Source organism: Anaerosporobacter sp. (genome assembly GCF_031551385.1).
Classification (GTDB): Bacteria; Bacillota; Clostridia; order Lachnospirales; family Lachnospiraceae; genus Anaerosporobacter.
Genome location: NZ_JAVBNS010000157.1, coordinates 1 through 12,951, shown reverse-complemented (window position 1 = coordinate 12,951; position 12,951 = coordinate 1). Strand labels below are relative to the sequence as shown.

Sequence of the window (12,951 nt, the reverse complement as noted above, 5' to 3'; positions counted from 1 at the left end):
GCTTTGCCATCGTTTGCAATCTCTACTTGAAATCCTTCTATTTTTAAGTAAGCAGCTACAATAGTAGCAAGCTCTTTCTCATCTTCAACAATAAGAACGGTATGCATCATGACATTTCTCCTTTAATTCTTTGAATACTTACCTAGTAAAGGTCGTATAGGAAATGCTTTATTGCTAAGAATACCTTGCTTGTCAACTAAGATTTGATATCCATCGTTTAATACTTTATGTGTACCCTGATCTAAAGGTGTAGAATACCAACTAGGTTCAACAAGACCAAATTCAACTTCCTCACCCTCTTCAAACCATACACGTATGGAAGTGCACGCTCCCCAATATTCTATTACAAAGTTTTTTACATTTCCGAGATGATGAATAAAAGAAATTTTATAAAGTAATTCCTCTTTAAATTCAGTTATGATACATACATCAATATCAGAGTCTGGTTTATTTGCTTGACGTGCAAAAGAGCCGACAAGTACAATTGCTTCTATTTGTGAATCATTTGTTCCCCATTCAGTTATCATATTAATAATATCACGCATATGAGACCACCCCTACCTATTCGTAATCGATAATCCTAGTATATCATTTTATTCCGAAAAATGCCATGACCAATGCGTAATATTATCTGTTTACCAACCTTTTGATTTCAAAAACTTATATACAATCTCTTCTCTTTGTACCAAATCGTCGGTATTATATTCCATTAATGTCAGCTCTCCATCAATCCGTCCATCTTTAATATATAGGATTCGATTCCCACGAAGGGCAGCTTTTAAATCGTGAGTAACCATAACAATAGACTGCCCTTCTGTATGTATTGTTGTAAATATATCAAGTACGCTTTCGCCTTGAGAGGAATTTAAAGACCCTGTCGGTTCATCTGCGAATAAAATCTTAGGTTCATTAATTAATGCTCTACAGATTGCAACCTTCTGTCGTTGCCCACCTGACATCTGATTCGGAAACTTATGCTTGTGCGTATCAAGTTCTAGTTTATTCATAAGATATGTCACACGTTCCTCAACTGCTTTACGTGTAAATTGGGTTTTATAGGTAGGACTTACGATGTTTTCATAGACATTAAGATTTGGAATTAAGTTAATTCCTTGGAATACGAATCCAAGTTTATTCTTACGTAGTTTCGAAATATCCTTTTCTTTCATAGTTGTGATATCTTCCTTATCGAAGAACACCTTTCCTGTAGTAACTTGATCCATACCACTCAGCGAGTATAAAAGTGTTGATTTACCTGAGCCTGAACTTCCCATAATTACAGTAAAATCACCTTCATAGATATCTAAATCTACATTTTTAATAATGTTGTTAATTTCTCCATCGGTAATAAAACTCTTACACAATAATTGTGTTTTGATAATTGAATTTTTCATGTTGACCTCCATTATTCTGTCACTAAATCTCTAACATCTACATGATACAACGTATGGCTAGATAATATCGTACTAATCATAAATAGTAAGAATGCACAGGTGTTAAGGATAATAAGATGTATCACATTAATCGTAATCGGATACTTTCGAAATCCAAATAAACTAAGTGCAAGCGACATAATATTTCCGTAAGATAGTATTGTTAATGGTACAGCAATCACAATTGCGATAAGAGCAATAATGCCGACATAATACAGATTGGATAAAAGTAAATCGTTTGTTGAATAACCAATGCATTTATAGATACCGTTGTTTTTCTCGTTATCTGAATTCTTTAGCATTACGATACAGAATATATTAATGCCTGCAATTATGAAAACAAGTATGATAACAGGAGGGATTCCATTAATTTGAGGAGTTGTAATCATATTTAGGATAGAGGAAAATGCTTCTGTTCTAGGGATTACTTCACCATGATTACCGATTTGGTCTTTTATATCTTGAATAAATTGTTCCTGATTAACGCCTTCTTTTAGATAAATAGAACAGGTATTATAACTTATCAAAATTGCATTTGATGTGTAGGTGTCTGTGCGTAGACGACAGGCATCGCCAAGTTGGTAATATGTTTGAAAAAGCCCTGTAATCAGTAATTTTGTTTTGAACGTAGTTCCAACATAGCACTCAATATAATCACCAATGTCTTTTCCTAAATCATTTGCAACTTTGGTTGATATCGCAATTTCATCTTTTGTATTTGGATTCCTTCCTTGGATTACAGGTAAATCTATGCTTTCATAGTCATCATAAACGAAGGGATATAAGTTAGGAGTAACAATATCTTTCTTCCAGTCAAGAAGGATTACTTCACCTTGAACCATGTTATATGTATGTGCAACTCTTTCATCTGCGTCTACAAGGGATTTTATATTATCATATTGACTTACATCGGAAACATGAATCATAACATCAGAAGAATCAATCCCTATCCAGTGTTCATTGTTTTCTTTCTGGGAATTGGCAACATCTAATGAAATCATAGCGAAATTAATGCTAAAAATGGTTACGATAGCCGTTAACAGAATACTAATAATACCTTTCTTATCTCGTAATATATTTCGTAAAGCAATTCCCATTGGAGAAAATGCGGTACTTACATTTCCGTTAAATCGTTGTTTCTTTGTGTTGGTGTTTTGAAGCCCATTTAAAGCATAGATCGGTTTAATATTCTTCGTTTTACGAATGATGAAATATATAATTGCTAGAACAAATAAAAAGATAAAAATAAAACATGGTAATCCTGTTTGTAAAACATGGATATTTGAGGTTTCGCCAAGGTTTTCAAATATACTATTTAATATCAGGTTTGAGAGTAATTTGGATACTACAATACCCAATGCGCTTGCGACAGAAACAATAGCAAGATAAAACGTAAGATACATTTTGAGTATAGCGTTGCTATCATATCCGATGGTCTTATAGATAGCGATTGACTTCGCATCAGTATGCATCGTATGGCGAATCATAAAGTTTATAATTAAGCAGCTTATTACTAACATAATACAACCAATTGCAAGGAATACGGCAGATACTATATTCGGTGCTAACAATGCATTTGATATCATAGTATCAACACGACTTATGTAACCAGGGAATATCTCAGGGTATTTCTCTTGGTATGTAGTCATGATATCTTTTTCTGTATAATGATTGCCTGCATAGATTTTTAAAGCATATTGTATAGAACATTCTTTCGGTATCTTATCTATTAGTATAGATGAATCAAATGCTGTTGAGGTTGAATAGGGTTCTACAAAAATTCCACTAATGATATACGTTAGATCACCTGTTGTATTTTTAATTATAAGTTGGTCTCCTATATTTAAATTAAATTCATTTTTGATACATGCTGGAATTAAGCATTGTTTTTCTTCATCGCTATTGATTGGGATAGAATTACCCTCAAGTATACGGATATCGCCATGTATATTCGTATCATATGCAACAAAATCCGCAAATGCTTCTATCTTTTTTTCATTCACATACATCTCGTCATTGATGTAGGAATATGGTGTAAGAATTGTCTCTTTTACTTCATCAAGTTCATTAAAACGATTTTGATAGAACTCACAAGAACGATAGTCTGTCGAGTAAAAGAATATCGTTATATCGGCAGGTTTACACTCCTCCTTTAGCTGTTTATATGGTTCATTGATGGAAGTTAGCATTGTCAACGCGCCATTAAGTAATGCGGTACATAAGAGTATAACAAAGAAAATCATCACGGATTGGATTCCCCGTTGTCTAAATAGTTTAATCCACATGGTATGGGCTCCTTTTATAATTGGTGGTGTATTGAATGAATAGGGATTGTTAAGTAATTACCTTGTATCTAGATTAAATCATAAATATTAAATAAAAATAGTTAAATTATAAATAATTATAAACAAAGCAAATGTATATATGGGATGCAACAAAATACACGCAAAAAAGACAGTTTAATGACTTATCTAGGTCCTGTTCTATCACATTACTTGTAACATTAAGTGGTTCTTATTTCATATATACTGGATTATTATTTTTTAACCAATACTCCAGAGAAAGAAATGCTTTCTTCAAAAACTATTAAAGCGAAGTATTATGTTTCGGAATTTCAAATGATTCCAAAACATAATACTTCGCTGATAGACATAACTTTTACTAAAACTTCTGCTCACTTATTATTCTTTCTAGTTCCATAATTTCTGCTTTTGATAACTCTTGTCCTTTTAGGTAATCTACAATGAATTTACTTAGTGAACCACTGTATAATTGATTTATTAAAGCTTTTGTTTCCGTGTTTTGCACGGTGCGTTTGGATATGGATGCTTTGCATAAGAAACCAGGATCTTCTCGAATAATTGCTCCTTTATCAATAAGTCTTTTAATTACTGTATACGTTGTGTTCTTTTCCCAACCGATATACTCTTTGATAATTTTAGCAATATCCTTTGCGGCAAGTGACTTATTGGACCATAAAAGCTCCATAATGTTAAGTTCACCTTCGTGTAATCGAATTTCTTTCATCCTAATTTGTCCCCATACTTTCACTTTCTATGATTCTAGCTCTGTATTGGGAAGGATTAATTTGAACGATTAATCACTGCTTTCGATATCGCATATGACTTTAGACCCATTAAGAGCAACAATACTCATATTCTACATGAATGGATGGTATTTGTCAAATTTAATGATATCTTGTTATGTGTGTATAGTAACGATATTTTAATACAAGTTCCACACTATTTTCGTAATTTTTCTAGTAAATCTGTGAAATAAGTAGGTAATGGTGCTTCAAATTCCATGTATTCGTTTGTTGATGGATGAATAAATCCAAGAACTCTAGCATGTAATGCTTGCCCTTCTAGTTTGAATTTAGACTTGGAAGGACCATAGACATCATCACCTACAAGTGGGTGGGATATGCTTGCCATATGAACGCGAATTTGATGGGTACGACCTGTTTCTAAAGCACATTCTACGTATGCGTATTGCGTTCCAAGGTTTTCAATAACTTTATAATGTGTTGTTGCAGCTTTTCCGTTTTTATGATTGATACACATCTTCTTACGGTCAATCGGATGTCTTCCGATTGGGCCTTCTACCGTACCATCCATAGTCGAAAATGAGTTGTAAACGATTGCTTCGTATTTTCTTGTAATAGAATGTACTTTTAATTGTTCTGCGATACAAGTATGAGATTTATCATTCTTGCATACGACGATAACACCTGTTGTATTCATATCAATTCGATGAACAATACCTGGTCGTAATACGCCATTGATGCCAGATAAATTATCTCTGCAATGATGCATAAGCGCATTTACAATCGTACCAGAATAATGTCCTGCAGCAGGGTGAACAACCATTCCTTTTTCTTTGTTAATGACAATAAGATCGTCGTCTTCATATAAGATATCAAGTGGACTGTCTTCTGGTTCAATTTCGAGTGTTTTTGGTTGGGGAATTGCGATAGTAACCGTATCCCCTTTTACTACTTTATAGTTTGCCTTTACTACCTTATCGTTTACACAAACGGAATTCTCTTTTACAAGAGATTGTATATAAGAACGTGATAGATTGAAATCATCTAGGTCTTGGCAAACTGTGGCTAAATATTTATCAATTCGGATGTTTTGATTATCTTCTGTTACGACAAATGAAACAATCGTATGATTTTCGTCATTTGCGATTGCTTCATTTGTCGTTTCATCTAACAAATCATCATCGAATAATTCGTTATCTGTATTCAAATTAGTAAATCCTCTCTTCTATTAATCTTGTTACGAAATAGTTTGATCTTTTTTCTTAGAAAGAAAATTCAAGTCTTCATCTTTGTAGTAGAATAAGAACAGTAAGATTAGTAAAACACAAGATACTGTCACATAGCAATCTGCTACATTAAATATTGGGAAATCAATTAATTCAAAGTATAGAAAATCTACTACATAATTTCTAAATACACGGTCGATACAGTTTCCAACTGCACCAGCAGCTAAGAAAATCAAAATCCAGTGAACAGGTTGGTAATGTTTTGTTTCTGGCAATTTGATATATACAAATGCGATACCGATTAAAATAATTAGTGTGAATACTACAAATAGCCAAATTCTATCTTGAAGCATTCCAAACGCCATACCACGGTTTTCATGATAAAAGAATTGGAATACACCTTTTATTAGATCATAACCTGAACTACCTTCAAGGTTTGTCTTTGCTAAAATTTTGGTAATTTGGTCTAATGCAATTAATAATACAAACCAGATTAAACCAGTTGCCTTCTTTTTCATTAAGTCTTGTTCCTCCAAAGAGTTATTTGTTTTGAATAAATTCTAATGCTGCTCTCATTTCATCGTCAGTTACAGTAGAGTCAATAATAGCATTTCCGATTTTCTCAAGTAAGATGAATTTGATTTTACCAGCTTCCATCTTCTTATCGTTCTTTGTAGCAGCAATAATTTCTGTTATATCAAGTCCTGTTATACCAACAGGAAGGCCAAAAGAGCGTATCACAGAGATAGCTTCTTCTAATTCCTCCATGGAAAGCATACCTCTCATAACAGACATATGGATTGCAGCAACTGTACCAATAGCAACACATTGTCCATGGAATAATTTGAAGTTCATAAGTTTCTCTACTGCATGGCCAAGTGTATGACCAAGATTAAGTAAAGCTCTTTCTCCTTTTTCATGAGGATCTCTTTCTACTACTTCTTTTTTGCATAAACAACTACGATACACCATTTCAAGAATAATCTCATATTCTTGGTTCATAATGCGGTCATGATTATCTTGTAACCATTGATAGAAAGGTGCTTCCTTAATATAACCATATTTGATTACTTCTGCCATACCAGATGAAAATTGTTCTGCTGGTAATGTTTGAAGCGTTGCTAGATTCATATAGACACATTTGGGCTGATGAAAAGCACCAACCATGTTTTTGTAAGCGTCAAAGTCAACACCTGTTTTTCCGCCAACACTACTATCAACCATTGATAAAAGTGTCGTTGGTAATTGTACGAAACGAATTCCACGTAGGTAGGTAGCCGCTGTATAACCAACTAAATCGCCTACTACGCCACCACCAAGAGCGAATAAAACATCGTTACGATCGAAATGAGCCTTGATAAGGTGCTCATATAGATTCTTAACAGTATCTAATGTTTTATTCTCTTCCCCAGCAGGAAACACGTAGGAATCAACGAATGCCACATGATTTTTTGTATTCTCTATTACATCTTGTAGATATATGCTTGTATTAGAATCGCATACAATACATACTTTGCGATTAGATAACTCAAGTTTCTCTAATTCTGCACCTAATTTATCATAGGAGTTATGAAAAATGATGTCATAACACCAAGAATTATTGTAATTAACGTTTAGTATTTCATGCATAAAACTGCCCCTTCCATAGTTCGAGTTATTTCAATTTTGTATATAATAATGAGGCTGTCGTGCTTGATAGAGAGCACAGCGACAGCCTATTTAATCATATTAATCAAGGTTAACTTCAAAATCGATAAATTCAAATTCGGATTCAGAAGAATTGCTTTTTTCTTTACTAGTACTTGAAGCGGTATCAAGGGTAGATGCAACTTCGTCTTCTATTTCGAAGTCAGAATCTTCGGCATCTGATCCAGAAGTTGTATCGGTTGCGGTATTAACATATCTTGCAATTTTTTCAAATGCTTCTAGCTCTTCTTTCGTAAATAAATCTTCAACGGAAGTTTTTTTAGCGATTGGCTCGTCAATAAACTCATCAACAAGTTTTTTGGCAAGAACTTTATCAGCTTCTTCATCTTGAACTTCTGAAACAACTTCATTAACTGGAGACTCTTCCATTAAAGGAACTTGTATCTCCTCATGTCCTTCAATGCTAGTAGAATCTTCTTTTGATGCTTGAGTATGTAGTGGAGCAGAAACCTCTTCTGCTAGATTAGCCGAAGCCATATTTATATACTCGCTATTCATAAGTGTTAATTCAAATGTTGGCGATTGTAATAATTCAATCTGTGTTGCTGCCAAATGTTTATATTGAACTTTATAGCTTTCATATTGACTTGTAAGTGCTGTAATCATTTGATTGATATGGTTTAATTCATTCTTCGCATCAACAATAATTAAGTCAGCTTTCCCGCGTGCTTCTTTTTCAATTGCTTTTGCAGTTTTAAGTGCTGCTTGTTTTGTCTCTTCTGCCGTTTGCTCTGCAAGAACTAATGCTTTTTGTAGTGTCTTTTCGATAGTCTTATAATATTGAATTCCATCGTTTAGTACACTAATTTTATCTTTTAATTCTACATTTTCTTTATATAATCGTTCGTAACCTGTTAAAACATCACGCATAAAACCGTCTACGTCTTTTCGATCATAGCCAAATCCTGTTTTAAAATTCTTACTTTGTATCTCAATCGGTGTTAACATTACTGTGCCTCCTAAATGTATTTCTTTAATACGACAAAATATCGTCCTTTTTTTGTCTGGTTTTGTTGTTCCTGATAGATGAATTTTCCGTATCCTCGAACGGACACTACATCTCCTTCATTGAGAGTGTAGCTTATAGATTCAATTAAACGACTATTAACAAACACCTTCCCAGCAGGAATTAAATTACTAAGGCTGCTTCGTGACCCGTTAAATGCTAAAGCTAATACAGCATCAAGTCTTACAGAAGCTACCGTACCTCGAATTTCCTGAAACTGAGGTGTCATAGTTATCATTAAATTATCATCTTGTGTACATCTAACATCGGTATGTTTTATACGGGTAAGATTCTCAACGATATAATGACACATCTTATCGTTGCAGAATACATACCCTTCCTTGTTCTTTATAATGATATCACCAATTGTATAACGCTCTATTCCAAGGTTTAGTAATGCACCTAGAAAATCTCTATGCGTTAAGGCATCACTAAACTTCTCATTACGTGGGGCTATCTTAATGCAGTGAATAGGAAATGTTCTATCATAATCCTTCATCGGCTGATAGAAACAAACCATCTTACGTTCTGCGTCCTCATAACCACCATATAAATCAATTTCTACTGGTGGTAATTCTTTCTTCATAGACAATAATAAATTCAATTCGTTCAAATTCAAAAAATCTGAATACGTTGTAAATCCTTTATTGAATGTACTAAAGGCAAGTTCTTTTAGTCTTTTGCAAAGCAATTGCTCTTCTTTGGTCATGTTTCATCTTACCTCTTACGATTGATTTTTATTATGTTCCTATCCCTTTAAATGATAAAAAATTGTTTGAAAAAATAATATAACAACTAAGGTAATCATAGGAGCTAAATCAACCACTTTTGTATTAAATATAGAATGTTTCAATAAGAACCGTATTGGTGCTAATAGAGGTTCTAGTAAAGTGATTAGAAATTCTTTTATCTTCATATTAATTGGGAACCAACTCGTCAAAAAATATGCAAACAATACAACTTCTAATACGATAAAGAAAACATAAAGTGCATTTACGATTAAGTTACTCATACGACTCCTTAAAATTCTTTGTTAATAGTTGGAACTCCAAATCCTTCATCTTGAACTAAATCAAGATAATCACCCGAAATATCTACTGTATCAGGTGAGAAGATAAATATGTATCTTGAAATTTGATGAAGTTTACCATTAATAGCATAAACACATCCTGATATAAAATCCATAATTCTCTGTGCTTCTACAGGATCAAATCCTTCAAGATTGACTACAGCAGCTCGTCCACCTAACAACATATCACAGATATCTTGAGAATCTTCAAACGAAGAAGGTTTTGTAATACAAACTTCAAGCCCTTTGCTCGTACGAATAGGAACAATCTTATTCGAAGAGTTCGAACGTTCACGCTCTAAACGTTGTGTACGCTCTTTTCTAGTTTCTGAAACTGGTATTTGAAGTTCGTCATCCTCTTTATCCTTATCGATATAAGAACGTGTTGGAATCTTCTCTGGACGAGAAAGTCTCTCTGGTTTTGTTATCACATTATCCTCAGAGTCATCGCGTTCACGTCTAGAACGTCTCTTTTCTTCACGTGCACTCTCTTTTGCTTCGTAATCGTCCTCGTAATCATCGTAATCATCATCTTCTCCTAACTTTAAGTAGCCAAGAAAACTTTTTAATATATTAGCCATAAATATCTCCCATCTTTATATTACATCCTTATGGTTAGTTGTTAATCACGTTCACCGAAAATTCCAGTGCCGACACGAACCATCGTAGCACCTTCTTCAATTGCAACTTCATAATCATTTGTCATTCCCATGGATAAAATCTTCATATCAACATTATCAATGTTTTTCGTTTTGATGTCAACACATAAATTTCGCAAATTTCTAAAATGAACCCTATTTTTCTCACTATTTTCAACAAAAGGAGCAATTGTCATAAGTCCTTTAATTCTTATATTAGAAAGCTTAGAAATCTGTTCAATTAATGGAAGAACCTCCTCTTCCATTGCACCAAACTTCGTATCCTCTTTTGCGATATTTACTTCTATTAATATATCGCAGATTACATTTTTCTTAGCAGCTTCTTGATTAATCGTTTCTGCTAATCGATAGGAATCTACAGAATGAATCAAACATACTTTATCTACAATGTATTTTGCTTTGTTTCTTTGTAGATGCCCTATCATATGCCAATTGACAGGCAATTTCACTGTTTCATATTTATCCATAATTTCTTGTACTTTGTTTTCACCAAATTCCTTAATACCACAATCCATTGTTTCTTCAACAAGTGCTAATGGTTTTGTTTTGCTAACCGCAATTAAAGTAACGTCTTCGCGGTTTCTGCCGGCTCTTTCACAGGCTCTAGCTATTTGTTCTTCTACATAGGCTAAATTTTCCTTAATCATAATACTCGTCCTCTTAATATATAATATTTTGTTCTACTGCCATGGAAGCATCTAAGATAATATGATCGTATTCGGATAAACCGAATGTTGTATTTGATTTAATAATACAATATTCTTGATTTTCATAAACTTTTTCGATTCTTCGGAATACGCAATATCCTTTATTGACATTATAGACACCTTCTAGCTTGTCTGTTTCTGATATTGTGTAGGTCTCTTGTGTCTCTACATTTTTAATGATATCACCAGCACTAAGAGAAAATTTATCAACATAGCAAAAATCATCATCTTGATAGTAAATCTCTGTTGGAACAAAAGGATATGTCTGTTCTCCGTTTTCTGCATAGACTTGTTTTACTACACCAACAGCACTAGTATCTCCGCCGTTTGTACAATAGGAACGTGGTACTTTATAGAATTCTTTCTCTGTAATAGAAGAAATCGGTATCTTTAGTCCACTTGCAGAATTAAGAATAAGTTCAACCGTTACAAAACGATCTTCTACATAGCGAAGCATATACGAGTTAAAATTCAATTTAGCAAAAAAACCTTCACCCTTTTGATATACAGTAATTGGAGCTGTAACCGTCAAATTATCTTTTTTGAAAACCATTTTAACGGAAGTTTTTTCCAATAGTTTATCATATTGCTCTTTGGAAATGTTGAGAATAAGTGTCCATTTCTCATTCGTTACAAGTTTATAGATTGGACTATCTTTTTCCATAAGAGTACTTGCCCGTAACATTGTTTTATTATAGGAATCCATAGTAAATGTATCTAGTGTTACGTCATCTTCCGTAAGGTTTTCTAGTCCATCACAATAGTAAGATACAATACCACTCTTTTTCGATTTAACAACATCAAACACGGTTCCTGATTGTGAAGAGATGCTCTCAATATTCTTCATATTCGAATTATTAAGACAATCGAGGATACCATTCTCTAAGTCATATTTGAAGTTATATACTTCACTATAATTACTTGGTGTATACGTATTCTTAAAATTACTAATATCTGAACGTATACTTGCAATATCTTTTGATGTTAATTCTATTGTTTCCGTAGATTCTGCTAGTGTTTCAGCAATACTACCATTTTGATCTAAGGAATATACGACAGAATTCTTTGCTACCTTCTCACCATCTTTTATGTAATAATTTACGTAACCAGCTTGAGAGGTCGTTACGATTTCCTCATCACGAAGGATAATGCCTTGACAAGTGTTATCGTCTGCTATTGTCTTTTCGACTACTTCATAGATTGCCAAATGCTCTTTGTTCAGGTATAGAAAAACATTAATACCAATATAGATAAATAATACGAAAAAGATAATCGCACCAATATTAATATTAATTGGTCTTCTGTATTTGGCCACTTTTCTGCCTTTACTACTCATGTAAGTAACCTCCTCTGCTCAGTGCAGAACCATTGATATAATTATACTGCTTACCTTGATAGCTTTCGAAATGTTCCATTTCAGCCTCAAATTCATCTTTTAGTTTCCACCAACTTGTATTCCAGTTACTAAATACAGAGTCATCTTCTGGTATCCTTGAAAACAATCGTTCAACAACCATAGTAGGTCGAAGGTGTTCTAAGAACAATCTAAGCCTTTGTATATACTCCTCTTTTGAACATATCGTTATTTCATTCTTTTCATATTGTGTAGCCATCTCAGAATTCTTGGCAATATATAATGAATGCAGTTTAACAATATGAATCGGCAATACCGAAAGAACTTTTGAGGTTTCTATAACATCTTCTAGTGTATCTTGTGGTAGATTTAATATAATATGTGTGCACACACAAAAATCATACTTCGCAATTCTTAATACGGCATCTAAGAATTCTGCTAAAGTATGTCCTCGATTTATCTGATTAAGTGTATGGTAATTTACCGTTTGCAATCCTAATTCAATTGTTATTCCAATGTTTTTTTCCTCTGATAATTGCTTTAAAAATTGGAGATACTCATCATGAATGCAATCTGGACGAGTTGAGATGGATATTTCAACAATGTCAGGAAACACGGCAGCGGCATTCATATATGCTTTGAATTGCTCAATTGACATATATGTGTTCGTATAATTTTGAAAATAAGCGATATACTTATCTGCATGATAACGTTTGGCAATATGCTCTTTATTTTTTTCTAATT

At 33.3% G+C, this 12,951-nt stretch carries 14 protein-coding genes; all 14 read right to left on the bottom strand.

Going from position 1 to position 12,951, the window contains the following annotated elements:
* Nucleotides 1-122: 122 nt before the first annotated feature.
* Entirely contained in the window at nt 123-545 is a 423-nt protein-coding gene (locus RMR19_RS12870; protein ID WP_310603895.1) for a nucleotidyltransferase domain-containing protein, read from the bottom strand.
* A gap of 90 nt (nt 546-635) precedes the next feature.
* The gene (locus RMR19_RS12865; protein WP_310603894.1) at nt 636-1,394 is read right to left on the bottom strand and encodes an ABC transporter ATP-binding protein; all 759 of its coding nucleotides are present in this window, start codon (nt 1,392-1,394) and stop codon (nt 636-638) included.
* Between the two features lie 11 nt (nt 1,395-1,405).
* Nucleotides 1,406-3,718, bottom strand: coding sequence for an ABC transporter permease (locus RMR19_RS12860; RefSeq protein ID WP_310603893.1), 2,313 nt, complete (start codon nt 3,716-3,718; stop codon nt 1,406-1,408).
* A 376-nt stretch (nt 3,719-4,094) separates the two neighbouring features.
* Nucleotides 4,095-4,460, bottom strand: a complete 366-nt coding sequence (locus RMR19_RS12855; RefSeq protein ID WP_310603892.1) for a BlaI/MecI/CopY family transcriptional regulator — start codon at nt 4,458-4,460, stop codon at nt 4,095-4,097.
* 215 nt (nt 4,461-4,675) lie between these two features.
* The gene (locus RMR19_RS12850) at nt 4,676-5,602 is read right to left on the bottom strand and encodes an RluA family pseudouridine synthase (protein ID WP_442871543.1); all 927 of its coding nucleotides are present in this window, start codon (nt 5,600-5,602) and stop codon (nt 4,676-4,678) included.
* Nucleotides 5,603-5,716: 114 nt separating this feature from the next.
* On the bottom strand, nt 5,717-6,223 hold the full coding sequence (gene lspA, locus RMR19_RS12845; protein ID WP_310603891.1) for a signal peptidase II: 507 nt from the start codon (nt 6,221-6,223) through the stop codon (nt 5,717-5,719).
* A 22-nt stretch (nt 6,224-6,245) separates the two neighbouring features.
* The gene (aroB, locus tag RMR19_RS12840; RefSeq protein ID WP_310603890.1) at nt 6,246-7,334 is read right to left on the bottom strand and encodes a 3-dehydroquinate synthase; all 1,089 of its coding nucleotides are present in this window, start codon (nt 7,332-7,334) and stop codon (nt 6,246-6,248) included.
* Between the two features lie 99 nt (nt 7,335-7,433).
* Nucleotides 7,434-8,360, bottom strand: coding sequence for a DivIVA domain-containing protein (locus RMR19_RS12835; protein ID WP_310603889.1), 927 nt, complete (start codon nt 8,358-8,360; stop codon nt 7,434-7,436).
* 11 nt (nt 8,361-8,371) lie between these two features.
* On the bottom strand, nt 8,372-9,127 hold the full coding sequence (locus RMR19_RS12830) for a YlmH family RNA-binding protein (RefSeq protein ID WP_310603888.1): 756 nt from the start codon (nt 9,125-9,127) through the stop codon (nt 8,372-8,374).
* Between the two features lie 39 nt (nt 9,128-9,166).
* Complete coding sequence (locus RMR19_RS22175) at nt 9,167-9,430, bottom strand: YggT family protein (RefSeq protein ID WP_442871542.1); 264 nt, start codon at nt 9,428-9,430, stop codon at nt 9,167-9,169.
* Nucleotides 9,431-9,438: 8 nt separating this feature from the next.
* Nucleotides 9,439-10,068 carry a cell division protein SepF gene (locus tag RMR19_RS12825; protein ID WP_310603887.1) on the bottom strand — a complete coding sequence of 210 codons (630 nt, stop codon included), beginning with the start codon at nt 10,066-10,068 and terminating at the stop codon, nt 9,439-9,441.
* A 41-nt stretch (nt 10,069-10,109) separates the two neighbouring features.
* On the bottom strand, nt 10,110-10,793 hold the full coding sequence (locus RMR19_RS12820) for a YggS family pyridoxal phosphate-dependent enzyme (RefSeq protein WP_310603886.1): 684 nt from the start codon (nt 10,791-10,793) through the stop codon (nt 10,110-10,112).
* Nucleotides 10,794-10,806: 13 nt separating this feature from the next.
* A complete protein-coding gene (locus RMR19_RS12815) occupies nt 10,807-12,189 on the bottom strand; it encodes an HlyD family efflux transporter periplasmic adaptor subunit (RefSeq protein ID WP_310603885.1) in 1,383 nt (460 codons plus the stop codon).
* Nucleotides 12,182-12,951 (bottom strand): TIGR01212 family radical SAM protein (locus RMR19_RS12810; RefSeq protein ID WP_310603884.1); only part of this gene is annotated, 770 nt, incomplete at its 5' end. The genes RMR19_RS12810 and RMR19_RS12815, both read right to left, overlap by 8 nt.